General features: G+C 62.4%; 18 protein-coding genes. 3 read left to right on the top strand and 15 right to left on the bottom strand.

Annotation, left to right across the window (positions count from 1 at the left end; translation table 11 throughout):
- Positions 1-20 precede the first annotated feature (20 nt).
- The 5 genes from RHP75_RS18685 to RHP75_RS18665 form a co-directional block, all read right to left on the bottom strand.
- Positions 21-821, bottom strand: coding sequence for a universal stress protein (locus RHP75_RS18685; protein ID WP_090249890.1), 801 nt, complete (start codon positions 819-821; stop codon positions 21-23).
- 88 nt (positions 822-909) lie between these two features.
- Positions 910-1,353 carry a YiiD C-terminal domain-containing protein gene (locus tag RHP75_RS18680; RefSeq protein ID WP_311089510.1) on the bottom strand — a complete coding sequence of 148 codons (444 nt, stop codon included), beginning with the start codon at positions 1,351-1,353 and terminating at the stop codon, positions 910-912.
- A gap of 94 nt (positions 1,354-1,447) precedes the next feature.
- Complete coding sequence (gene trxC, locus RHP75_RS18675) at positions 1,448-1,882, bottom strand: thioredoxin TrxC (RefSeq protein ID WP_311089509.1); 435 nt, start codon at positions 1,880-1,882, stop codon at positions 1,448-1,450.
- Positions 1,883-1,942: 60 nt separating this feature from the next.
- Complete coding sequence (locus RHP75_RS18670) at positions 1,943-3,220, bottom strand: bifunctional O-acetylhomoserine aminocarboxypropyltransferase/cysteine synthase (protein ID WP_311089508.1); 1,278 nt, start codon at positions 3,218-3,220, stop codon at positions 1,943-1,945.
- Between the two features lie 123 nt (positions 3,221-3,343).
- Entirely contained in the window at positions 3,344-5,140 is a 1,797-nt protein-coding gene (locus tag RHP75_RS18665) for an SLC13 family permease (RefSeq protein ID WP_311089507.1), read from the bottom strand.
- A gap of 243 nt (positions 5,141-5,383) precedes the next feature.
- On the opposite strand from RHP75_RS18665, the gene RHP75_RS18660 reads away from it, so the two are divergent.
- Entirely contained in the window at positions 5,384-6,079 is a 696-nt protein-coding gene (locus tag RHP75_RS18660) for an aspartate/glutamate racemase family protein (protein WP_311089506.1), read from the top strand.
- Positions 6,080-6,086: 7 nt separating this feature from the next.
- Here the strand turns inward: RHP75_RS18660 and selO are convergent, their stop codons facing one another.
- From selO to RHP75_RS18635, 5 genes are all read right to left on the bottom strand, one after another.
- Positions 6,087-7,547: a protein adenylyltransferase SelO gene (gene selO, locus RHP75_RS18655; protein WP_311089505.1), complete on the bottom strand. Its 1,461-nt coding sequence runs from the start codon at positions 7,545-7,547 to the stop codon at positions 6,087-6,089.
- Positions 7,548-7,622: 75 nt separating this feature from the next.
- Entirely contained in the window at positions 7,623-10,982 is a 3,360-nt protein-coding gene (mscK, locus tag RHP75_RS18650) for a mechanosensitive channel MscK (RefSeq protein WP_311089504.1), read from the bottom strand.
- 143 nt (positions 10,983-11,125) lie between these two features.
- A complete protein-coding gene (locus tag RHP75_RS18645) occupies positions 11,126-12,871 on the bottom strand; it encodes a potassium/proton antiporter (protein WP_160090030.1) in 1,746 nt (581 codons plus the stop codon).
- A 140-nt stretch (positions 12,872-13,011) separates the two neighbouring features.
- Entirely contained in the window at positions 13,012-14,814 is a 1,803-nt protein-coding gene (locus RHP75_RS18640) for an acyl-CoA dehydrogenase (protein WP_311089503.1), read from the bottom strand.
- Between the two features lie 82 nt (positions 14,815-14,896).
- Entirely contained in the window at positions 14,897-15,940 is a 1,044-nt protein-coding gene (locus tag RHP75_RS18635) for a nitronate monooxygenase (RefSeq protein ID WP_311089502.1), read from the bottom strand.
- A gap of 97 nt (positions 15,941-16,037) precedes the next feature.
- Here RHP75_RS18635 and RHP75_RS18630 point away from each other — a divergent pair, with 97 nt between their 5' ends.
- Positions 16,038-16,886 (top strand): 23S rRNA (adenine(2030)-N(6))-methyltransferase RlmJ, encoded by an 849-nt coding sequence (locus RHP75_RS18630; protein WP_311089501.1) that lies wholly within the window; start codon positions 16,038-16,040, stop codon positions 16,884-16,886.
- Here RHP75_RS18630 and RHP75_RS18625 read toward each other — a convergent pair.
- Entirely contained in the window at positions 16,883-18,133 is a 1,251-nt protein-coding gene (locus RHP75_RS18625; RefSeq protein WP_311089500.1) for an HD domain-containing phosphohydrolase, read from the bottom strand. The two genes, RHP75_RS18630 and RHP75_RS18625, sit on opposite strands and share 4 nt — an antisense overlap.
- Before the next feature lie 86 nt (positions 18,134-18,219).
- Entirely contained in the window at positions 18,220-18,756 is a 537-nt protein-coding gene (locus tag RHP75_RS18620) for a PadR family transcriptional regulator (RefSeq protein ID WP_311089499.1), read from the bottom strand.
- 126 nt (positions 18,757-18,882) lie between these two features.
- Here RHP75_RS18620 and RHP75_RS18615 point away from each other — a divergent pair, with 126 nt between their 5' ends.
- On the top strand, positions 18,883-20,535 hold the full coding sequence (locus tag RHP75_RS18615) for an NAD(P)/FAD-dependent oxidoreductase (protein ID WP_311089498.1): 1,653 nt from the start codon (positions 18,883-18,885) through the stop codon (positions 20,533-20,535).
- On the opposite strand, the gene RHP75_RS18610 is transcribed toward RHP75_RS18615, so the two are convergent.
- The 3 genes from RHP75_RS18610 to RHP75_RS18600 all read right to left on the bottom strand — a co-directional run bounded on the left by RHP75_RS18610 (position 20,532) and on the right by RHP75_RS18600 (position 24,099).
- Complete coding sequence (locus RHP75_RS18610; RefSeq protein WP_311089497.1) at positions 20,532-20,729, bottom strand: putative motility protein; 198 nt, start codon at positions 20,727-20,729, stop codon at positions 20,532-20,534. The two genes, RHP75_RS18615 and RHP75_RS18610, sit on opposite strands and share 4 nt — an antisense overlap.
- An 18-nt stretch (positions 20,730-20,747) precedes the next feature.
- Positions 20,748-21,395 carry a peptide-methionine (S)-S-oxide reductase MsrA gene (gene msrA / locus RHP75_RS18605; RefSeq protein WP_311089496.1) on the bottom strand — a complete coding sequence of 216 codons (648 nt, stop codon included), beginning with the start codon at positions 21,393-21,395 and terminating at the stop codon, positions 20,748-20,750.
- Positions 21,396-21,456: 61 nt separating this feature from the next.
- Positions 21,457-24,099, bottom strand: coding sequence for an EAL domain-containing protein (locus RHP75_RS18600; RefSeq protein WP_311089495.1), 2,643 nt, complete (start codon positions 24,097-24,099; stop codon positions 21,457-21,459).
- Between the last annotated feature and the right edge of the window lie 53 nt (positions 24,100-24,152).

Genomic DNA, 24,152 nt, shown 5'->3' with positions numbered 1-24,152 from the left:
TTTTGTTGGGCGTAGATAACCTACCTGACGACGTAGATGTCGCAGGGCGCCTTGTGCAGGAAGTGCTGCGCCAGGCTGCCGAGCAATGCTTGCGACAGTGCGCTGCGGCCGTGGCTGCCGAGTACCAGCAGTTCGGTGTTGGTGCTCTTCAGGCGTGCTTGCAGGCAGCGCAAGATGCCGCCTTGCTCCACCGAGTGAGTCAAGGTCGGGCCTTTCTCTGGCAGGTTCTGCGCTTCATCTTCCAGCAGCTGGTTGATCAGGGCTTTTTGCGTGGTCAGTTGCGCTTCAACCTGCTTGGGCGTGCCCTTGTCTGGCTCGAAGACGTGCAGGGCGTGCAGTTCGGCCGTTTCCGGCAGCAGGCGGTAGGCCTGGCCTAGGGCGCTGCAGGCGCAGAGTGAAAAATCGATGGCCGCCAGTGCGCGCTGGTATGGCTTGAAATCGTTACGCGCTACCAGCAGCAGTGGCACCGGACAGTTGCGGGCAATGCGGTCGAGGCTGGTGCCGGAGAAGAAGTCGTGGCGCTGGTGATGGCCGCCGAGTACCAGCAAGTCGCACCCCAGCTCATTAAGCTGTTGCAGCACCACTTCCGAGGGCTTGATGCCGGTGCGGATCAGCAGTTGGCTGCCGGGTGGGGCGTATTGGGTCAGGCTGCGGTCCAGTGCCTGCTTGGCCTGCTCATGCTCCTGACTGCTTTTGCTCGGGTCAAGCACATGCAGGATGGTCAGTTTGGCGTTGAATTGCTTGGCCAGCTGGGTGGCGCGGCACAGCGCCATGTCGGCAGTGTCGCGCAGGTCGTGGGCAATAAGGATGTGACTGGGCATGGTCGGCGTTCTCCTGCCGATGCATGTCGGCACATTTATTGTGACCTCGAGTCATAGCTGGACTTTTGACCTAGGGCAAGGTCAGGTGTCAGCGTGCGCGTAATTGATACAGGCCGCGACTCTCGACCACTACTTCACCACTCTCATCGGTCAGCTGCAACTGTAAAACATACTCGGCTTTGCCCAGTTCTGTTGCCTGCTTTTGCAGCTGCTGGATTTCTTCCGCTGTAAGGTGCGCCTCGACCCAGATGTCGCCGCTGGCGGGCCGACGAAAGCGCAGGTTCATTTCCTTGACGATGGGATAGAAGCGCTGCGCATCAAAGCTGGTGAGAAACAGCGCACCGCCGGGAATTTCCGCCAGGGTGAACAGTGCACCGGCATACATGCTGCCGATATGGTTCTGGTTACCCGCCAGCGGCATACGCAGGCGCACGTGGCCAGCTTCCAGCACTTCGGCCTTGAGCCCGCTGCGCTGGACAAAGGCGATCTGTTCTTCGGTGAGCTGGCGGATCAGTTCGATTGGCATCGTCATGCTTGGCTCCACACCTATTGTTGTGCAGCCAGCCTAAAGGTTGGTCATTACCGGGGTAATGACCGCAATGCCGTGGCGTGATTGACCGATCCGCTCAAATGCCCTGCTGGCGCAACCAACCGAGCAGTTGTGGCAGGGGCAGTGCGCCACTCTGCCGGGCGACTTCGACACCGCCCTTGAGCAGGATCAGCGTCGGGATCGAGCGAATACCCATTTCTGCCGACAGCTGCGGGTTGGCTTCACTGTCCAGTTTGCTCAGGCGGCAGTGACCTTGCAGCTGCGCGGCGGCCTGCTCATAGATGGGGGCAAAGCTACGGCACGGGCCGCACCAGCTGGCCCACACATCAATCAGCAGCGGCAGGTCGCCCTTGTTCTGCGCATCGAAGTTGGCCTGGGTCAGTTCGAAGGGTGTGCTGGGCAGCACCTCCGATTTGCAACGGCCGCAGCGCGGCGCATCGCCCAAGCGCTCGGCGGGAATGCGGTTAAGGCCGTTGCACTGTGGGCAGGGGATCAGCAGAGGGTTGGACATGGGCGACTCCAGAGGCGGTTATCCCTTATCTGGAGTCGCTTGTGCGGATATCAAGGGCGATCAGCCCGCCGCAGCGTCCAGAGCCTGGGCCAGGTCGGCGAGGATGTCGTCGCTGTGCTCGATACCGATCGACAGGCGCACCATGTCGCGCGGTACGCCGGCGCGCTCCAGCTCTTCATCATTGAGTTGGCGGTGAGTGGTCGAGGCGGGGTGGCAGGCCAGCGATTTGGCATCGCCGATATTCACCAAACGCACCACCAGCTGCAGCGCATCGATAAAGCGCGCGCCGGCAGCCTGGCCGCCAACAATGCCGAAGGACAGGATCGACGCCGGCTTGCCGCCGCAGAAGCGCTGCGCCAGGGCGTGCTCGGGGTGATCGGGCAGGCCAGCGTATTTCACCCAGGCCACCTGCGGGTGGTTCTGCAGGTAATGGGCGACCTTCAGCGCGTTCTCACAGTGACGCTCCATGCGCAGGGCCAGGGTTTCCAGGCCTTGCAGAATCAGGAAGGCATTGAACGGCGACAGCGCCGCGCCGGTGTTGCGCAGCGGCACCACGCGGCAGCGACCGATAAAGGCCGCCGGGCCGAAGGCCTCGGTGTAGGTCACGCCGTGGTAGGACGGGTCGGGCGTATTGAGCAGCGGGAAGCGCGCCTTGTTGTCGGCCCAGGGGAATTTGCCGGAGTCGACGACGATGCCGCCGATGCTGGTGCCGTGCCCGCCGATGTACTTGGTCAGCGAATGCACGACGATGTCGGCACCGTGCTCGAAGGGGCGGCAGAGAATCGGCGTGGCCACGGTGTTGTCGACGATCAGCGGCACGCCATGGCGGTGCGCAGCGGCGGCCAGTGCGGCCAGATCGACGATATTGCCGGCCGGGTTGCCGATGGATTCGCAGAACACGGCTTTGGTCTTGTCGTCGATCAGCGCTTCGAGGGCGGCGATGTCGTCATGGGCGGCGAAGCGGGTCTCGATGCCGAAGCGCGGCAGGGTGTGGGCCAGCAGGTTGTAGGTACCGCCGTAGAGCTTGGCCACCGAGACGATGTTGTCACCGGCTTCGGCGACGGTCTGGATCGCGTAGGTGATCGCGGCCATGCCCGAAGCCACGGCCAGCGCGCCGACGCCACCTTCCAGCGCAGCCACGCGCTCTTCGAGCACGGCGTTGGTCGGGTTCATGATCCGCGAATAGATGTTGCCGGCGACCTTCAGGTCGAACAGATCGGCACCGTGCTGGGTGTCGTCGAAGGCAAAGGAGCTGGTCTGGTAGATCGGCACCGCCACGGCCTTGGTGGTCGGGTCGGGGCTGTAGCCGGCGTGGATGGCCAGGGTTTCCAATTTCATGCGCGCGTTCCTTCAGGGCAGATTGAAAGATACGCAGCATGGAGAAAGCAGCAAGGCCCGGTCAATGCGCTGGCGCAATGAAACGGGCCTTGGGTTAGATCGATATATTCGCCGCTTATGCCGTCAAACCGGCGTCAGCGGGAAGAACCAGGGAATGACAAAGCTGGCCACCACCCACAGCAGCAGGTTGAGCGGAATGCCGACCTTCATAAAGTCGGTAAAGCGATAACCGCCGGCGTTGTAGACGAAGGTGTTGGTCTGATAGCCGATGGGCGTGGCGAAGCTGGCGCTGGCGGCGAACATCACGGCGACCACAAAGGCGCGCGGGTCGACGCCGAGGTGCTGGGCCATGCCGATGGCAATTGGCGTGACCAGTACCGCCACCGCGTTGTTTGACAGCACCTCGGTGAGGATCGAGGTGAACAGGTAGATAAACGACAGCATCAGCAGTGGGCCGGCCCAGGGCATCAGGCCCATGACATTGCTGACCATCATGCTGACCAGACCGACCTTGTCCATGGCGATGCTGATGGCCAGCATGCCGAAAATCAGGCTGAGAATTTTCCAGTCTACTGCCTTGTAGGCGTCTTCCACGTCCAGGCAGCGGGTCGCCAGTACGGTCACCGCGCCGATGATCGCCAGGCCTTCGATGGGCATCACGCCGAACGCGGCGAGGATCATCACCGCCAGGGTGGCGATGATCGCGATCGGTGCCTTGTCGCGGCGGAACGCGCGCTCCTGCACGGCGTTGAGGCTGATCAACTCGCCGTTGTCGGCGAAACGCTTGATCTGCGTCGGCGTACCTTCCACCAGCATCACGTCACCGAACTGCAGTTCGAAGTCATCCAGGTTGCCCTGGATGTTCTCATCCTGACGGTGCACGGCGAGCACGGCGATGCCATAGCGTGCGGTGAGGTCGAGGTCGCGCATCGGCCGGTGGCTGTAGCGCGAGTTACGCCCGACGATGGCCTCGGCGAGGATCACATCATGGCTGCTGATGGTTTCGAAGGCATCGCTGCGGTTGAAAATCAGGTGGCCGCTTTCGCGCAGCTCCACCACATCCTTGACCTGGCCGTGCAGCACCAGTTGATCGCCCGCCACCAGCAGGGTGTCGTGGGCCGGCTCGGTGAGTTCCTGCTCGTCGCGGAAAATCTTCAGCACCTGCAAGCCGCTGCCGCCATTGAGGTTGGCTTCGTGCAGGGTTTTGCCGATCACCGGAGAATTCTGCGGCACCAGCAGCTCGGTCATAAAGGTGCGGTCGAGGTTCGGGCGCAGCTGCTTGGACAGGGTTTCGCGCTCAGGCAATAGGCGATGGCCGATGGTCAGCAGGTAGGCCATGCCGAAGGCGGCCATGATCAGGCCTGCGCCGGTAATCTCGAAGATGCCGAAGGGCTCCAGGCCCGCCTTGCGCGCCACGCCGTCGACCAGAATATTGGTCGAGGTGCCGATCATGGTCAGGGTACCGCCGAGGATGGTGGCGTAGGACAGCGGAATCAGCAGTTTCGACGGCAAGGTGCCGGCGCGGCGGGCCAGGGAAATCGCCACCGGAGTCAGAATGGCCACCACCGGGGTGTTGTTCAGGCAGGCGGAAATCACCAGGGCGGTGACGGTCAGCCCGGTGAGTACGCGAATCGGGCTGGTACCGACCAGGTCGCCCAGCCAGTTGCCCAGGGCGTCGATGCAGCCGGTGCGCTCCAGCGCAGCGGAGAGCACGAACATGCAGGCGATGGTCACCGGCGCCGAGTTGCTCAGCACGCTGAGCACTTCCGCAGGCGTCAGCAGCTGAGTGATCAGCAGCGCCGCCACGGCGATGGCAGCGACGATGTCCGGGCTCCACTTCTCACGCACAAAGGCGTACAGCACCCAGATCAGCAGGGCGCCGACAAACAGCAGGGGCAGAGGAAGAGAGTCCCAGAACATGAACATCCTTAGCGTAAGCGGACGAGTCTCGTGTGAGGTATCGGGTGCGCGATGCAGACGTGGCGGCCACGCAAGGCGGAGAAGATAAGGGTTGCTGCTTAGAGAGTCTAAGAATGTTTGGGAAGGTTTATATGCCTTTTCGATTTAATAGATAAGGCTGTACCGGCCGCTCTACCGCGCACTGTGCCTGTGCGTTGGGCCGGTGGCGGATTAGGCTCAAGGCTTTCGTGAGCAGGAGGGCATATGCGCCAACTAGGTATTCTCGGTGGCATGAGTTGGGAGTCGACGGCCAGCTATTACCGCTTGCTCAACCAGGGCGTGCGCGAGCGACTCGGCGGTTTGCACTCGGCACCGCTGCTGTTGCATTCCGTGGATTTTGCCGAGATCGCCGAGCTGCAGCGGTGTGGCGACTGGCAGGCGGCTGGGCACGTGTTGGCACAGGCGGCTGAGGGGCTTGAACGGGCGGGAGCAACGGCCCTGCTGCTGGCCACCAACACCATGCACAAGGTGGCGCCGGCCATCGAGGCGGCGGTGCAGATACCGCTGCTGCATATCGGCGATGCGGTTGGTCAGGCCCTACAACGCCAGGGTGTGCGCCGCGCGGCCTTGCTCGGCACGCGTTTCACCATGCAGGAGGATTTCTACCGCCAGCGCCTGGCCGAGCGCTTTGCGATTGAGGTGATTACGCCGGACGCGGCGCAGATGACGGAAATCGACCGGGTGATCTTTGCCGAGCTGTGCCAGGGCCAGTTTCTGCCGCAGGCGCGGGCGTTCTATCTGGACTGCTTGCGCACGCTACAAACCCAGGGCGCCGAGGTGGCCATCCTCGGCTGCACCGAGATCGGTTTGCTGCTCGATGGCTTTGACGCCCCGCTGCCGCTGCTCGACAGCACCGAGCTGCATGTGGCCATGGGGCTGGAGTGGATGCTGGGGGCTTGAGCGCTGCTCAAGACGAACAGCTGATTTCCAGGTGCTTGCCCCATTCAGGCGGGCGCTGGGCGTAGCGTTCAAGGCCGGGCTGCTCGTCGAAGGGCCGCGATAGCACCTGATGCAGTTCGCGCACCGGGGCGTAGTCGCCTTGCTCGGCGGCTTCGATCACTTGCTGCGCCAGGTAGTTGCGCAAGATGAACTTGGGGTTGACCGCGTGCATGCGCATACGGCGTTGCTCCGTGTCGTCGCCATCGCGTGCACTGCGCGCGAGGTAGTCAGCGGCCCAGGCGTCGAAACCTGCCAGGTCGGTGAAATCGTCGCGCAAACGCGCTACGGCTTGCGCGGCCGGGCTGTCGCCGAGTTCGCGGAAGAACAGGGTGTAATCCACCGCGCTGCTCTGCATCAGTTGCAGCAGGCGCTGCACCAGGGCTTCATCGCCTTCATCGGCACTGAGCAGGCCCAGGCGCTTGCGCATCAGGTCGAGGTAGTGCGCCTGGTACAGGGGCAGGAACAGGCCGAGGGTTTCCCGTAGCGCTTCGATATCCACCAGCGGCACCAGGGCCTGGCCGAGGGCTGCGAGGTTCCACTGGGCGATCGGCACCTGATTGCTGAACGAGTAACGGCCGCTGTCATCGGAATGGTTGCAGATGTGCTGGGCATCGAAATCATCGAGAAAGGCGTAGGGACCGTAATCGAAGGTGATGCCGAGGATCGACATATTGTCGGTGTTCATTACGCCATGACAGAAACCGTAGGCCTGCCAGTAGGCGATCATCGTGGCGTTGCGTTCGATGACTTCGCGGAACATTGCCAGATACGGCTGCTCCTGCTGCAAACAGTCGGCGTAGTGGCAGTGCAGCACATGTTCGACCAGCTGTTTGAGTTGCTCATGTTGCTGGGTGTAATAGAAGTACTCGAAGTGACCGAAGCGGATATGGCTGGGTGCCAGGCGCAGCACCATCGCCGCGCGTTCCTGCTTCTCGCGCCACACCGGGGTGCTGGAGCCGGTGACACACAGCGCACGCGAGCTGGGGATGCCGAGGGCGTGCAGGTGTTCACTGGCGAGAAACTCGCGGATCGATGAACGCAGCACCGCGCGGCCGTCGCCCATGCGCGAGTAGGGCGTTTGTCCGGCGCCTTTGAGGTGCAGGTCCCAGTACTCGCCGGCGTCGTTGATGACCTCACCCAGCAGCAGGCCACGGCCATCGCCCAGGCGCGGGTTGTAGCCGCCGAATTGATGCCCGGAGTAGACCATGGCGCGGGGCTCGGCGGTGCTCCATAGCTTGTGCCCGGCGAAAATCTGCGCAAACACCTCGCTCTCGGCTTCACTCGGGTCCAGATCCAGCAAGGCCATGGCGGCCGGGCTGGCAACGACCAGGCGCGGCTCGGCAATCGGCTCGGGCAACACATGGGTGGAAAATACGTCGCCGAGGCGGGCAAAACGATTGTTGAACTGCAGCTCGATAAGCGGCTTCACGGTCAGGCTCCAGCCGGGTACATACGGCCCGGCAGTGATGAGGTGGCAGCCCGCGCTGGCGGGCCTGGCGGCAAGCTACTGCGGGTCGATTGCAGGTGTCGGTGGTGGTAATTGTCCCTGCTGTGCATCGGCTGCCGCTGTGGCGGCCACCATTTGTCCGGTGGTCAGGTTGAGTTCCTGGCCGTGCAGGTTCTTGATCATCACCTCGACCTGGTTGAAGGCCATTTCCACGTTGTGCTCACGGAAGCTCAGGGCAATGCGCGTGAGGATTTCATCGGTGGCGGCGTTGCGGTCGCCCAGCTCGCGCACATGGAAGCGCAGTTCGTAGTCGAAGGTGCTGGCGCTGATGGTCAGGAAGAACAGCAGCGGTGCTGGGTCGCGCAGTACCCGCGGGTTTTCCTCGGCGGCCTGCATCATCAGCTTACGCGCCAGCGGCAGGTCGGTTTCGTAGGCTACGCCGATCTTCACGATGACCCGGGTAACCGTGTCGTTGAGCGACCAGTTGATCAGCTGGTCGGTGACGAAGGTCTTGTTCGGCACGATGATTTCTTTGCGGTCGAAATCGGTGATGGTAGTGGCGCGAATGCGGATCTTGCTCACGGTGCCGGACAGGTTGCCGATGGTCACCACGTCGCCGATGCGCACCGGGCGTTCGAACAGGATGATCAGGCCGGAAATAAAGTTGGCGAAGATTTCCTGCAAGCCGAAGCCCAGGCCCACCGACAGGGCGGCGACCAGCCATTGCAACTTGTCCCAGCTGACGCCGAGGGTCGACAGGGTGGTAACAAAACCGATGGCTACGATCAGGTAGGACAGCAGGGTGGTGGTGGCGTAGGCGCTGCCCTGAGCCAGGTTCAGCCTGGAGAGCACCAGTACTTCGAGCAAGCCGGGCAGGTTGCGCCCCAGGGCGATGGTGATGCCGACGATGATCAGTGCGCCGAGCACATCGCTGAGGCTGATCGGCACCAGGGTGGCGGCATCGCCGCTGCCGCTGCTGTATTCGTACAGGGCGATATTGTCGAGGTAGGCGAATACCGAAATCAGGTCCGCCCAGACCCAGTACAAGCCCGCGATAAAGGTGCCGAGCAGGGCCAGGCGAATCAGGCGCAGCGACTGCTGGTTGACCTGTTCGATATCCAGGGTCGGCTCCTCGACCACGGTCTCCGTGCCTTCGCCGCTGTCCTTGCTCTGTGCCTGGCGTTTGGCCGTGGCGCGCTGGTAGGCCAGGCGACGTGCTGCCACGCCCAGGCCGCGCACGAAGGTGGCCTCGATGATCAGCCAGATCACCAGCAGATACAGGGTGTTGATCAGACGGTCGCTGAGTTTCAGTGCGGTGTAGTAGTAGCCGAGGCCGACCGCGATGATCAGTGCCAATGGCAGCAGGCTCAGGCCGATGCCGATCAGCATGCGAAAGGCTGAGGCATGCTCGCGGGCCGGGCCGGTGAGTAGCAGTTTGTGCAGCAGCCAGACCATCAGTGCGTAGCAGGTCAGCACCACGGTCAGGCCTATCACGTCATCGCCCAGGCCGGCCGGTTGGTGCTTGGCCACCGTGACCACGGCGACCATGGCCATGACCACCAGACCCAGACGGCGTACCTGGCGATGCAGGAAGGCCACCTGTGAGCGGCCCCAGCGGAAGTGCAGCTCGGCCACGCCGCCATCGGCGAGGATGCGGTACAGGGTGTAGAACACTAGCCAGGCCTGGGCCATCTGGAACAGCGCCTCACCCAGGTTGGCGTTCTGTCCGCGGGCATCCATTTGCAGGGCAAAGCCGCACAGCGCCAGGAACAGCGTGCCGGGCAGGGCCAGCAATACGTTGAGCATGATCGCCATCGGCGTGTGCAACTGGCTGTCGCGTTTGAAGTGGCCGATGTCTTGATGCAGTTCTGCGAGCTTGCGGTACAGGTAGCCGCGGCGCCACAGCAACAGCGCAATCAGCAGCAGCAGGGGCAGGAACAGCAGCGGCCGTTCGGTCAGACCCGCGCCCAGCTGGCGCAGGTTGGAGCCCCAGGGCAGTTCGGCAATTTGCCGTTCGAGCAGGCGCGGCACGGACTTGATCCATTCCAGATCCAGCGGCTTGTTGCTGGGGATCCAGAACATCTGCTCGTCGAGGGTGGCGCGCAGGGTTTCGGCGGTGGTTTTCAGCTGTTTCTGATTCAGCTGCAGGGTGATCGACTCATTGAGCAGGGCGTTCAGCTCACGGTTAAGGCGGTCGATCAGCTCGCGGCGGGTATCGGCGATGGCCAGCAGGTCGGTGCGCAGGGCCTGGTTGCCGGCCTCGTTGGGCTGTGCGCTGAGTAAGTTGTCGACATACACGCTGGGGTTGTTGATGGCTTCGCGCTGTTGGTTGAGCTCGAACTGGTACAGGCGCAGGTCGGCGATCTGATCGGGCAGGTTGCTGTCGATCTTCAGTGTCGGCAGGGCTTGCTGCTGCTTATAGAGGATGCGCGAGAGCAGCAGGCTGCCTTGCAGCACGCTGATCTGTTCTTCCAGGGCCTGGTCGCTCTGGCTCAGGCTGTCGAGCTGCTGTTTGGTCTGCAGATTCAGGCGGGTCAGTTCATTGAGCCGATCGGTGGCGCGCAGCAGGTAATCGGAGAGCTTCAGGTTGATTGCGCTTTCCTGTGCCAACAGGCTGTCGGTGCCGGCCTTTTCGACCTCGCGTGACTGTTCGGCGAGGGTTTGTTCGGAGAGGTCGCGGCGCTTTTCATTGATCAGGTTCTGCAGGTCGAGCAGTTCCTGTTCAAGGCGTTTGATGCGCTCTTCCAGCAGGCTGCGACGGCTGTTACCGAGGTCCTGAAGCAGGCTGTTGCCGGCCAGTTCCTGGCGGCGCAGCTGGGTTTGCGCATCGAGCTTGGCCAGTTCGGCATTCAGCTGGTTACGCCGCTCGCTGCTCAGCGGTTTGCTGGCATCGCGGCCGCTTTTCAGGATGCTGTTGATTTCCTGGCTGCGGGTCTGGTTGCCGCTGATTTCTGCCTGGGCGCGTTCCGGACGAGTCTGCGCGGTGATCACCAGGCTGTTGGCCTCGATGATCTGCTTCTGCCACTCGTTGAGTTGTGCGTTGCGATCGGCGAGCAATTGTTCGAGCTGCGGCAGTGTGCTTTTGCCGTAGCGCAGATTGACCTGGGTGGGTGTGCTGTTTTTCAGTCGCTCGTAATCGCGCTGCGCCTCGCCAATCAGGCGTGGAGCTTGCTGCAGCTGTTTCTCAAGGTCGGCACGGCGCTGCTCGCTGTCGGCTTTTTCATCCAGCAGCGCCAGGGTTTTCTCCAGGGTCTGCTTGACGGCCAGCTGCTCGGCTTCCGGCAGTTTGCGGTCGGCCAGGTTGTCCAGGCTGCTTTGTACGTCAGCTCGGCTGGGTGGCTCGGCAGCCTGGAGCAGCGGGGCGCTCAGGCACAGCCCGAGCAGTGCGACGGCAAGATAAGTGCGAAGAGAGGGCATAGTGACGATCGTTGGCTCGAAAAGAGGCTGAGTTTAACAGGCGCCAGGTTAAGCGCCTGTGCCGCATATAACGGCTTTGGGGCGCTAGATTACGCTCTTGTGCTGCGCTTTTTAACGCAACAGCGCTGGGCGTAACCCCGCGCTTAAAGGAAGAGCCCAGGGCCTGGGCGACTGCCTTCGGGGAATCTGACGCCGACCTTGCGGATCTTGTTCCCTTCCATGGCGGCCACGGTCCAGGTCAGGCCTTGCCATTCCACCTGGTCGCCGATAACTGGCGAGCCGCCAATCTTGTGCGCGATAAAGCGGCCCAGGTGCAGCTGGCCTTCGGCGCCTTGCAGTTGCAGGCCGTAGAGTGCGGCGATGGCGGCCAGTTCGGCATCGCCTTCGAGTACGAAGTCACCGAAGAAGCGCAGGTCCTGGCCGCGCGTTGGCGCCTGGCTGAACAGTTTGCCGAGGGCGGGCAGGTCATGTTCGTGGCCAACCACGCAGAGCAGGTCGCCGGCATCCAGAGTCGTGCTGCCGGAGGGGTGCAGCAGTTCCTTGCCGCGGAACAGCGCGGCGATACGCGTGCCTTCGGGCATCTTCAGTTCGCGCAAAGGCGCGCCGATGCACCATTTTTCCGCACCGAGGCGGTAGATAAACAGCTCCCACTGGCTGGTCGGATGCACGTCCAGGCCAGCGCGCGATACCGGTGCGGGCTCTGGTGGGACGGTCACGCGCAGCAACTTGGCGGCAAACGGCAGGCTGGTGCCCTGCAGCAACAGCGAAACCAGCACGATAAAGAACGCCACGTTGAAGAACAGCTGGGCATTCGGCAGGCCGGCCATCAGCGGGAACACCGCCAGGATAATGGGCACCGCGCCACGCAGGCCGACCCAGGCGATAAAGGCGCGTTCGCGGTCATGGAAGGCCTTGAAGGGCAGCAGGCCGATAAAGATCGACAGTGGGCGGGCGAACAGAATCATCCACAGCGCCAGGCCCAGAGCCGGCAAGGCAATCGGCAGCAGCTCGTGCGGGGTGACCAGCAGACCGAGAACCAGGAACATGCCGATCTGCGCCAGCCAGGTGAGGCCGTCGAGCATGTGCAAGATGCCGTGGCGCGAGCGAATCGGCCGGTTGCCGAGCAGCAGGCCGCACAGATAGATCGACAGAATGCCGCTGCCACCGACGGCGGTGGTGATGGCGAAAATGATCAAACCGCCGCTGACCACCAGCAGCGGATAAAGGCCGTTGGCCAGTTCCATACGGTTGATCAGGTTGAGCAGCAGCCAGCCGCCACCGAGGCCGAACAGTGCACCGATGCCGAACTGCTGCAGCAACTGCACCAGCAAGCCCCAGCTCAGGCCGTCCTGACCGCTGGCGAGCATGGCGATCAAGGTGACGGTGAGGAACACCGCCATCGGATCGTTGCTGCCGGATTCTATTTCCAAAGTGGCGCTGACCCGCTCATTGAGGCCGCGCCCGCCGAGCAGGCTGAATACCGCAGCGGCATCGGTGGAGCCGACGATGGCGCCGATCAGCAGGCCTTCCATCCAGCTCAGGTCGAACAGCCAGGCCGCTGCTACGCCAGTCAGGCCGGCAGTGATCAGGACGCCGACGGTGGCCAGGGATAGTGATGGCCACAAGGCCACGCGAAAGCTGGAGACCCGCGTACGCATGCCGCCGTCGAGCAGGATGATGGCTAACGCCAGGTTGCCGACCAGATAGGCCAGTGGGTAGTTGTTGAAGACAATACCGCCAGGGCCGTCGGTGCCGGCGAGCATACCGACAGCGAGAAAGATCACCAGAATGGGGATGCCGAAGCGCGAGCCGAATGCACTGACCAGGATGCTCATTGCGACCAGAACGCCACCGATCAAAAACAGATTATTGATGGTGCTGGCATCCAAGGCGCGTACTCCGTGCGGGTTGGTGAGCGTGCCACTATGCATGGCGCGTGCCAGAGATTCTAACCGCTGCCTTCACACCGCGCTCAAAAAAAACGCCCCGCGTTCAGCGGGGCGTCAGTTTCAACAGCGCTTCGCTGGGTTCAGAACCAGGCGTCCTGCATGCCTAGACAGGTATCGTCGCGGGCTTCAAGAATCGCCAGGTCGTGGTGGCAGCTCGGCACTTCCCAGGTCAGGAAGTAGCGTGCGGCCTGCAGCTTGCCCTGGTAGAAGTCGACATCGGCACTGTTGCCGCGCGCCAGGCCTTCTTCCGCGCGGATTGCCTGTTCCAGCCAGCGCCAGCCGATCACGGTATGGCCGAATACCTTCAGGTACAGCGCCGAGTTGGCCAGGCCTTCGTTGACCTTGCCGCTCATCAGGTCGCCTAGAAGTGCCAGGGTCACGGTTTGCAGGCGTGCCAGCAGTTGCTCCAGCGGCTGGCGCAGGGCGGTCAGCGAGGCGTGGGCTTCGGCGCGCTGGCAGGTGCCGTGGATCAGCTTGAGCAGCTGCTTAAGTGCCGCACCGCCGTTCATCGAGACCTTGCGGCCGAGCAGGTCGAGGGACTGGATGCCGTGCGTACCTTCGTGGATCGGGTTGAGGCGGTTGTCGCGGTAGTACTGCTCCACCGGGTAATCGCGGGTGTAGCCGTGGCCGCCGAGAATCTGGATGGCCAGCTCGTTGGCTTTGAGGCAGAACTCTGACGGCCAGGATTTGACGATCGGGGTGAGCAAGTCGAGCAGCTCCAGGGCGATGCGCCGTTCTTCCTCGGTCTCCAGGGTCAGGGTGTCGTCGAACAGCCGCGCGGCGTACAGACCGAGGTCGAAGGACCCTTCCACGTAGGCTTTCTGGGTCAGCAGCATGCGGCGCACGTCAGCATGCTCAATGATCGCCACCTGGCTGGAGGTAGGGTCCTTGCCATCGGGCAGGCGGCCTTGCGGGCGCTGGCGGGCATAGTCGAGCGAGTACAGGTAGCCGGCGTAGCCGAGCATGACTGCGCCCATGCCGACACCAATGCGCGCCTCGTTCATCATCTGGAACATATAGGCCAGGCCATGGTGCGGCTTGCCCACCAGATAACCGACGCAATCGTCGTTATCGCCGAAGTTCAATGCAGTGGAGGTGGTGCCGCGCCAGCCCATCTTGTGGAACAGCCCGGCCAGCACCACGTCGTTGCGCTTGCCCAGGCTGCCGTCATCGTTAACCAGAAATTTGGGCACGATAAACAGGCTGATGCCTTTCACGCCCGGTGGGGCATCCGGCAGCTTGGCCAGCACCATGTGCACGATGTTTTCCGACAGTGGGTGGTCGCCACCGGAGATAAAGATCTTGTTGCCCTTGAGCCGGTACGTGCCGTCTTCGGCCGGTTCGGCGCGGGTGCGGATGTCCGACAACGAGGAGCCGGCATGCGGCTCGGTCAGGGCCATGGTGCCGAAGAAGCGGCCGTCGATCATCGGCTGCAGAAAACGCTGCTTCTGCTCGGCCGTGCCGAAGTTCTCGATCAGGTTGGCCGCGCCCATGGTCAGGAACGGGTACGAAGTGGTCGCCGCGTTGGCCGACTGGAAGTGGGCGAAGCAGGCCTGCGACAACAGGTTGGGCAGCTGCATGCCGCCGACGTCGAATTCGCGGGTGGCGTTGAGGAAGCCGGCCTCGAGGAAGGCATCCACCGCCGGTTTGACTTCGGGGATCAGCACCGCTGCGCCGTCGACGTACTCCGGCTCGTGTTCGTCATTCTTACGGTTGTGCGGGGCGAACAGGTTTTCCGCGATGCTGCGGGCGGTGTCGATGGCCGCGTCAAAGGTTTCGCGGCTGTGTTCAGCGAAACGCTCACGCTGGGTCAGGCCTTCGGCGTCCAGCACTTCATACAGCTCAAAGGCCAGGTTGCGGGAACTGAGCAGGGACTCGGACATGGGTGTACCTCCGGTTGCGATGCAGCGAGTCTAAGCAGCCGTGCGCGTGGCTCCCAGCACTATCAATAAGCGTGATAGAGGCTCAGCTAGAAAAGCCACGGGCCAGTTCGGCAGTCAACGCGGCGGCACCAATAGGCTTGCAACCACTGACATTCTGCCCCGCCCACAGCGGCGAAAAGTCGCCGCTGCCCAGGCTTTCCGCTTTGGCTCGCAGCGGGGCAATGGCCGCCGTCGCCAGTGGGAAGGCCGGTGCCAGCGGGCTGAGTGGACCCAGCTCGCGCATCACTCGGTTGACGATGCCACGTGCCGGACGGCCGCTAAACAGATTGGTCAGCGCCGTGTGCTGTGCTGCCGGGCTATGCAGGGCCGCACGGTGAATGGCGCTGGTGCTGGCTTCATCACAGCACAGGTAGGCGGTGCCGATCTGCACCCCGGCCGCACCGAGGGCCATGGCCGCGCGAACACCTTGCGCATCGGCAATGCCACCGGCAGCAATCACCGGCACGCGCACCGCCTGGACGATCTGCGGCAGCAGGGCGAAGGTGCCGAGCTGGCTGCTCAGCTCATCGCTAAGGAACATGCCGCGATGGCCGCCGGCTTCCAGGCCCTGGGCGATGATCGCGTCCGCGCCATTGGCTTCGAGCCACAGCGCTTCCGCCGCCGTGGTCGCCGAGCTGAGCACTTTGGCTCCACAGGCTTTAACCCGTGCTAACAGCTCAGCCGAGGGCAGGCCGAAGTGGAAACTCACCACGGCGGGTTTGCATTCATCCAGCAGATCAGCCATCTCGGCACTGAACGGCTGGCGGCCGGGGCCGCTGGCGATGGTCGCGGGGTCAATGCCGAGTTCGGCGTAGTAAGGGCTCAGCGCCTCGCGCCAGGTTGCTTCGCGAGCAGTGTCGACGGCTGGTGGGGTGTGGCAGAAGAAGTTCAGGTTATAGGGCCTGCGCGTTTTCTCGCTGAGCGCCTGCAGTTCCTTACGCAAGCCGGCCGCGTCGAGCATGGCGCAGGGCAGCGAACCCAGAGCGCCGGCGTTGGATACGGCAGCGGCTAAACCATGCAGCTGCACGCCAGCCATGGGGGCCTGGATCAGCGGTAGCTCAATGCCCAATAGCTCTTGCAATGACATGTTGGTTCTCCCTTGCCAGACGGATCAGCGGCCACCGTACTGATCCATCCGGCGTCTGGCAAACTGGTAAACTGCCCGGCCACAGGAGCCCGCCTAAATGAACTATCGCCACGCCTTCCATGCCGGCAACCATGCCGATGTGCTGAAACACTACGTCCTCACTCGCCTGATCGCCCTGCTGTCACGCAAGGAGGCGCCGTTCGCCTACCTCGACAGCCATGCTGGTATCGGCCTGTATGACCTGCGCGGTGACCAGGCCAGCCGCACCGGTGAGTGGTTGGAAGGCATCGCCCGGCTGTGGCAGGCCAGCGATGTGCCGGACCCGCTGCTGGACTATCTGGAAGTGATCCGTGCGATGAACCCGGATGGCGAGCTGCGCCATTACCCCGGCTCACCGGAGCTGGCGCGCCTGCTGACCCGCGAGCAAGATCGCCTGCACCTGAACGAGAAACACCCGGAAGACGGCCGCCTGCTCAAGGAAAACATGCACGGCGACCGCCGCGTGGCCGTGCACCTGGGAGAGGGCTGGTATGTGCCACGCGCCCTGCTGCCTACCCGCGAGAAGCGCGCTCTGCTGCTGATCGACCCGCCGTTCGAGCAAGTTGATGAAATGGAACGCTGCGCCCAGTCGTTGAGCGAAGCCATCAGCCGCATGCGCCAGGCGGTGGTGGCGATCTGGTACCCAATCAAAGACCTGCGTCAGTTGCGCCGTTTCTACAGCGACCTGCAAAAGAGCAAGGCGCCCAAGCTGCTGCGTATCGAACTCTACGTACACCCCACCGACGAAGCTGCGCGGCTGAACGGCTCCGGCCTGGTGATCAGCAACCCGCCATGGGGCCTGGAAGACGAGCTCAAGCAGATCCTGCCATGGCTCGCCGACCTGCTGGGGCAAAGCCAGGGCGGCTGGCGGCTGGATTGGCTGATCGAGGAAAACAGCGGCAGCTAGCGGCTGTTGCTCGGCTCGACGAAGTACGTCAGCTGCTGGCGCGGGTTGAGGTACTCCAGCGCCTCGCGCGGTAGCTGGGACGGGCGCAGGCAGGCGGCGATACCCAGGCGTGGCTCCTGTTCCAGATCGAGGATTAGCGCCTCGTGCTTGGGCACGGCGGCGTTGTAGACAATCAGCGTGGGTTTCAGCGGCTGGCTCGGGTTCATGCCGAGGATCAGGCCGTAGCGCTGGTCGTCCAGTTGCACCAGGCTGCCGGGCGGGTAGACGCCCATGCAGCGGATAAAGGCCTTCAGCGCCACCGCATCGAAGCGCGCATTGTATTGTTTGAACATCAGTGCCAGCGCTTCGTGCGGGCTGAGTCCATCGCGCGGGTTGAGCGGGTTGCACAGGTTGTCGAACTGGTTGGTGATGCACACCAGGCGGCTCAGGCGGCCGATGGCGGCTTCACGCAGCTGACGCGGGTAGCCGCTGCCGTCGCAGTATTCATGGTGCTCGTTGATGATGCGCAGCACCTCATCATCCAGCATCAGCTTGTGGCCCGTGCGCAGGCCGAATTCGCAGTGCAGTTGCAGCAGTTGCTGTTCCGGCCGGGTCAGCGGTTCGGGCTTGAGCAACACCTTGCTGGGGATGTCGAGCTTGCCGATATCGTGCAGCAGCGCGCCCATGCCGAGGATGTGGCAATCCTCGCTGTCCAGGCCGATCTGGCGACCCAGCATCAGGCTTAGCACGGTGACGTTCAGTGAGTGGAAATAGCTGTCCTCGGCCACCTTGCTATTGATGCTGTGCAACACCGCGCCGCTGCCACCGAGCAGGGCCTCGACCATTGCGCCGACAATTTCACCGGCCTGTTTGCTGGCGTCTTCCGGGCGGCTGCGTAGGGTCTGGTTGAGCGTTTTGACCTGCTGGCTCGCTTGAACGAATTTGCGGTCCACTTCGGCCAGGCGTTTGCGCAGTGCGCCGAGCTTGGCGGCGCGTTGCTGGCGAGCAACCTCCTCAGGATTGGGCTTGGCTGGCTCGATGGGCGCGGGTGCGCTTTCGGTCACGCGCTCCAGCGGCGCACAATCACTACGCGCCGGGTCATAGCGCAGGCGCTCCAGGCCCAGGGCGCGCAAGGCCTTGATCTGCCCCTCGTCCTTGATCTTGAAATTGCTGAAAGCAAAGTTGTGCTCCCACCAGGCCAGTTCGAGCTGGATATACAGGCCGACGCACAGCTGATCGGGGGAGATGTAGGCGGAGGTCGCAGGCATGCGGGTATCGGCGATGGTGGCTATTGGCTTGCAGTCTAGCGGTTTGCCTATGAGCTGGCAGCAATCGGCAACCACTTCTGTGGCGCTTAGTTTTTCCGCAGCTCCTCTTCGACCTCATCTGCCCAGGTCAGCCAGGACTGCTCGCCAAGGATGCCGCGGCGCAGGGTCAGGTAGGGCAGGCGCAGGGCTTTGCGTTGCTCGTCGGGCAGGGCCAGGTACTCGCGTTCAATATTCAGCAGGCTGTCCAGGGTCTTGCGGTGTATGGCGACATGCCGCTGCATTTCTTCGCGCAGGTTATCCAGCGAGGTATGCGCACCGGCATAGAGTTTTACCAGCAACGCATCGTTGATCTTGTTTGGCTGCACCGGCTCGCCCAACCAGCGCAGCAGTTCGGCGTGACCTGCCGGCGTGAGGCGGTAGTTCTTTTTGTCCGGACGGGTGTCCTGGGCCTGCGCCTCGAACTCAAGCCAGCCGGCTTCACTGAGCTTTTTCAGCTCCAGATAAACCTGCTGATGTTTGGCGTTCCAGAAGTAGCCGAGGCCATCCTTGAAGCGCTTGAGCAGGTCGTAGCCGCTGCCGGGTTCGCTTTCCAGGAGGATAAGGATGGCGTGCTTAAGCGACATAAGCGGGTTTCACTGGCTGCTATTGAAGTGCGCCGCAGTATACGGATTATGCAAAAAGTTGCATCGACTCCAGTCGCTGCCTATTATGCAAAAAATTGCATAACAAGAATAACGCAGGAGCTTCCCATGAAACGTACCGGTACCCGCTTCCGCCCGCGCCTGGTTCAGGGTGATTACGACGCCATCATCATCGGTTCCGGTATCGGCGGCCTGACCACCGCTGCGCTGCTGGCCAAGCTTGGCAAGCGTGTGTGCGTGCTGGAGCAGCATTACACCGCCGGTGGTTATACCCACAGCTACGAACGTGAAGGCTACGAGTGGGATGTGGGTGTGCATTACATCGGCGAGGTGCATAAACCCTGGTCGACCATTCGCCGGGTGTTTGATGTGATCAGTGACGGTCAATTGCAGTGGGCACCAATGGACGCCCACTACGATCGCATCGTGATCGGCGAGCAGACTTACGACTACGTGGCTGGGCGCGAGGAGTTCAAGGCCGAGATGCTGCGCCATTTTCCCGCAGAAGGCGCCGTACTTGACCGCTATGTCGACCTGCTCAGTGAGGTCAGTGCCAAGGTTCTAAGATTTTTCGCCGGTCAGGCAATGCCACGCTCAGTGGGCATGCTCTACAGCAAGCTGCGCCGGTTGTGGCTACCGGATTACTTCTTCAAAACCACCCGTGAAGTCCTTGAAGGCCTGACCGACAACCAGCAGCTGATCGGCGTGCTCACCGCGCAGTGGGGTGATTACGGCCTGCCGCCTGCTGAAGCGGCGTTTGTCATGCATGCCATGGTGGCCAAGCACTACATCACTGGCGGCAATTACCCGGTGGGCGGGGCGACGAAAATTTCCGAAAGCATTATCCCGGTGATCGAAGCGGCTGGCGGCCAGGTGTTCACCTATGCCGGGGTCGACAAGATTCTGGTGGAGCACGGTCGCGCGGTGGGCGTACGCATGCAGAAAGACGGTTTCGAGATTCGCGCACCGCAGATCGTCAGCTGCGCCGGTCTGGTGCCCACCTATACCCGTCTGCTCGAACTACAGGTGGCCAGCGACTATGGCCTGCTGGCGCAACTGCGCAAGGTTAAGTTATCGGAGGCCACGTTGTGCCTGTATGCGGGTTTCAAAGGCAGCGCCGCCGAGTTGAATTTGCCGAAGACCAATTACTGGGTTTATCCGAGCGCTCATCATGAGCAAAACATCAGTCGGTTTAATCGTGGGGAAACGCAGGCGATGCCGCTGATCTATATCAGCTTCCCCTCGGCCAAGGACCCAGCCTGGGATGCGCAGTACCCGAAAAAGGCCACGGTTGAAATCGTCGCACCGACGCAGCCCGAGTGGTTTGCTAAGTGGAAGGGCACCACCTGGGGCAAGCGCGGTGCTGACTATGACGCCTTCAAGGCCGAGTTGACGGCGCAACTGCTGGAAACCCTCTACCAGCATCAGCCGCAATTGCGCGGTGCGCTGGACTTTTGCGAGCTGGGCACGCCGCTGTCCACCGAATGGTTCCAGTGGAACGAGCAGGGCGAGATCTACGGCATTGATCACACGGTTGAGCGCTTTGAGCAGCACTGGATCCACACTCAGACGCCGATCAAGGGGCTGTACCTGACCGGCGCCGATACGGTGACGGCGGGGGTGGGTGGGGCGCTGATGGCCGGGGTGCTGACTGCCTCGCGCATGCTTGGCTGGCGCGGCTACAAGGTCGGCAAACTGTTGAAAAGCTGGAAGGCACAAGCGCCTACCGACGCCAGTGCGACGGCGGATGTCGCGAGCTAAACCACTACGTCGACACTATTACCCAGGTTCGGTGGATTGCTCGGCACGCTGGCTGGCGTGGCGGCCTGCACCAGGCCGCCGATGCTGGCAGCCTGCAGTTCCAGGGTTTTGCGCAGCAACAGCAGTGAGGCCAGGGCAGAGGCCTGAGCCGCTGCCTGGGTCGACACCTGATTGGTCATGCTGCTGAGTTCCACTGTGCTATTTCCTCTCGATCAGCCCGGCAGACAGGCGCCCGTGCCGCCCAGACCGCAATAGCCGCCAGGGTTCTTCGCCAAGTACTGCTGGTGATAGGCCTCAGCGTAGTAGAACGGCGGCGCCTCGAGCACCTCGGTGGTGATGGCGCCGAAACCGGCTTTGCTCAATTCGGTCTGGAACTGTGCCTGGCTACTCAGTGCAGCGGCTAGTTGCTCAGGGCCGTAGCAGTAGATCGCCGAACGGTACTGGCTGCCCGTGTCGTTACCCTGGCGCATGCCCTGGGTCGGGTTATGCGCCTCCCAGAACACTTTCAGCAGTGCGGCGTAGCTGGTGATCTGTGGATCGAACACCACCAGCACCACTTCGGTGTGGCCGGTCAGGCCCGAGCAGGTTTCCTCATAGGTTGGATTCGGCGTATGCCCGCCGGCATAGCCGACAGCCGTGCTCCAGACACCTGGCTGCTGCCAGAAGCGTCGTTCGGCGCCCCAGAAACACCCCATGGCAAACACTGCTTGTTCAAGACCCGCAGGAAATGGCCCCTGCAGCGCATTGCCATTGACGAAATGCGCAGCCGGCACCTTCATGGCTTCGGCTCGGCCAGGCAGAGCCTGCTCGGCGGTGGGCAGTTCGAGTTTGTGGGCGAGAATTTGCGAACGCAGAACCATGAGCCATTTCCTCAGCAGAAGCATGTGTGTCATAGACCATCAAAGGGCGAGCTTGTTACAGCTAGCCTCGATTTGGATAGCGCTTGAGGCTTTCCAGTAGGTCGCGGCTGGCGATGGGTTTGTCGAACAGGTAGCCCTGGCCGATATCGCATTGCTGGCGGCGGAGAAAATTCAGCTGCGCTGCTGTTTCGATACCTTCGGCCACCACCTTGAGTTTCAGGTTGTGCGCCATGGCGATCACTGCTGAGGTGATTTCCATGTCGTCCTGATTCTCCGGGATGTCCTTGATAAAGCTGCGATCAATCTTGATCACGTCGATGGGGAATTTTTTCAGGTAGCTGAGCGACGAGTAACCGGTGCCAAAGTCGTCCATGGCCAGGGTCAGCCCCAGGCTTTTCAAGCGGCTGAGCTGGTGGCGGGTGTCGTCGGTGGCTTCCAGCAGCAGGCTTTCCGTTAGCTCCAGCTCGAGCAGGGCCGGGTCGAGCTGTTCCTCATGGAGGATGGCGGCGATCTCGCCGACCAGGTCCGGGTCGGAGAACTGTTTGGGCGACAGGTTGATCGCCATCTGCAACGGTGTGTGGCCGACAGCGATCAGTTGCTTGCTCATGCGGCAGGCCTGGCGAGTGACCCATTTGCCGATGGGGATTATCAGCCCGGTCTCTTCCGCGACGCTGATAAATTTTTCCGGGCTGATCATGCCCTTGTCCGGGTGATGCCAGCGCAGCAGCGCTTCCAGGCCCAGCAGCCGCCCGCTCTTCAGGCACAGCTTGGGCTGGTAGAACACCTCCAGCTCGTTCTGCATCAACGCACGGCGCAGGTTGCTCTCGACGAACAGTTTGTAGTGCGCCTCGGCGTTCAGCGTATCGGTAAACACCTGCAGTTGGTTTTTGCCGTTGGCCTTGGCTTTATGCAGGGCCAGACCAGTGTGCTTCATCAGGGTCTGCGGGTCATCGCCATGTTCGGGCGCGCAGCCCAGGCCGATGGAGCCGGTGACGCTGATCAGCTGGTTGTCGACAAACAGTGGCTTGTCCAGGGTGTGCAGCAGCTTCTGCGCCACCAGTTGGCTGTCGGCCTGATTGACCTCGAGCAGCACGGCGAATTCGTTGCTGGCAAAACGTGCCAGCACACTGCTGGGGCTCAGGGTGTTGCGCAAACGGCGCGCCAGGCTGACCAGCAGTTTGTCGCCCGTCTGGTGGCCGAGGCTGTCGTTGATCCGCTTGAAGTTGTCGATATCCACCAGCAGCAGGCTGATTGGTTTGCCTGGGTGTTCGCTGAAGTGGCTCTCCAGCGAGCGGATAAAGGCGTAGCGGTTGCCCAGCCCGGTCAGGTTGTCGCGAAAGGCCAGGCGCTCGATATGCTGTTGCGCCTGTTTGCTCGCGGTAACGTCTTCGTAGATGCCGATGTAGTGGGTCAGGCTGCCATCGTCGGCATGCACCTTGGACAGCGACAGTTGCCCCCAATATGGGTCGAGGTTCTTCCGTCGGCTTTTGAACTCACCTTGCCAGCTGTTGTGTTCGGCCAGGCTGGAGCGGGCATCGAACAGCAGGTCGCTGAGGTTCTCCAGAGCGGGGATTTCTGACAGGCGGCGGCCCTGCACTTCGCTGGCACTGTACAGGGTGATGGCGGTAAAGCTTGGGTTGACGTACTCCACCAGGCCATCGCGGTCGAGCAGAATAAAGGCGCTGGAGCTCTGTTCGACGGCGCGCTGGAACAGGTGCAGGGCATTGGTCGCGGAGCGCCGTTGTTGATTGGTCAGCACCTGGGCGTACTGGTCGGCCAGTTCGCCGGCAAAGGCAATTTCGTCGGCCTGCCAGGTGCGCGGCGTGCCGATATGCTCCAGGCACAACACGCCCACCACTTCGCCGGCGATGCGGATGCTGGCATCAAGCATGGCGGTGATGCCCATGGGCTGCAGGTAGCTGCTACTCAGCTCGCAGGTGCGTGGGTCCTGGTGTGCGTCATGCGCGTCCAGGGCGCGGCCGCTGTGCAGCGCCTGCAGGTAGGCGGGGTAGGGGCTGGCATCGATGTCGGCCTGGTCGATATGCCGGCCTTGGTCCTGTTGGTACAGGGCCACCGCTTGCAGCACATGTTGATTGAGGTTCCAGATGCCGACGCGGCTGACCCCATACAACTCACAGGCGCTTTTAGTAATCAGCTCGGCGGCTTCACGTAAGGGATCGTTGTCGCCGTAGTGATGGCGCGCGAGGGTGACGATCAACTGTTGCTGGGCCTGTGTGCGTTGCTGCTGCGCCTGCAACTCGGCCTGGCTGCGTTGGTACAGCTCAAGGGTTTGTGGCGACGGGGCGCTCTGCTCGTTCATCACCAGCAGATAGCCGCGTAGCAGCTGGCGGCCGCGTTGCTTGAAGGCTTCGCCCACTTCCATCAGCGTCAGGCTGCCGCGTGGGGTGTGCAGGCAGTACTGCACGCTGTAGTGGCGACGGTCGGCAAGCTGCTGCGCGATGTTGTCGTGCAGCTGGTGGCGAACCGCGGGTTCCATCAGGCTGGCGTAGGGCGCATCAAGCAGGGAACAGAGTTCGTGAGCAGGCAGGCCGAACTGTTGTTCGCAGCCTGCGTCGAGGTACAGCAGAGCCCAGCTGGCTTCATTCAAGCGCTCGAAACGCAGTAAGCCAAGGCGCGAGGGCACTGGCAACTGCGTCACAACCTCGGCCGCTAAACGACTTGCGGCATCGGGATGGCTTTTCATTCGGTGGCTGGCTTCCAGTATGCTGATCGAAGCGGCAATCGACTCACTTCATT

The sequence above is a fragment of the Pseudomonas sp. SG20056 genome (assembly GCF_031764535.1).
Lineage (GTDB): Bacteria > Pseudomonadota > Gammaproteobacteria > Pseudomonadales > Pseudomonadaceae > Aquipseudomonas.
This window is presented reverse-complemented; position numbering and strand designations above follow the sequence as displayed.